Source organism: Vibrio sp. 1580, assembly GCF_033340055.1.
Genome location: NZ_JAWOVT010000353.1, coordinates 1 through 656 on the forward strand (window position 1 = coordinate 1; position 656 = coordinate 656).

Below are 656 nucleotides of genomic sequence, written 5' to 3' on the forward strand. Positions count from 1 at the left end.
GTTGAGGCGAAGCGTAAACCAGAATGTCGAACCTTGGTGAAGACGACTGGTCAAACTGATTTCGCCGCCCATCTGACTAACCAGTTTCTGGGTGATAACCAAGCCCAGACCCGTACCACCATATCGACGAGAGATGCTGGCATCCGCTTGGCTGAATGCTTGGAATAACTGCGCTTGTTGACGCTCTGAAATACCGATACCGGTGTCTCGCACCATAAATTGCAGCTCAACCGAGTCACCTGCTTGTGAACGCATTTCGACGCTAACATCGATGTTTCCGCGCTCAGTAAACTTAATGGAGTTCCCCACCAAGTTGGTCAAAATTTGTTGGATACGTAGCGGGTCTCCGACTAGACCTGGCGGGATCTTCGGATCCACTTTCAAGGTGATCTCCAGACCTTTCTCATGCGCGCTGGTGGCTTGTAGGTTGATTACTTCTTCTAAGCTTTCGCGGAAATCAAACGGAATGTTTTCCAACGCCAGCTTACCGGCTTCCAATTTCGAGAAATCGAGAATGTCATTGATGATGTTTAATAGGTTGTTTGCGGACTTCTCAATGGTTTGCAAGTAGTCGGTTTGGCTATTAGAAAGCTGCGTTTTGAGCATTTGACGAGTAAAGCCAATCACGCCATTCAATGGCGTACGTAATTCGTGCG

1 protein-coding gene is annotated in these 656 nt (G+C 48.2%); it reads right to left on the bottom strand.

The features are described from left to right. A partial coding sequence (locus tag R7093_RS25965) for an ATP-binding protein (protein ID WP_318147113.1) occupies nucleotides 1-656 on the bottom strand: 656 nt, incomplete at both ends.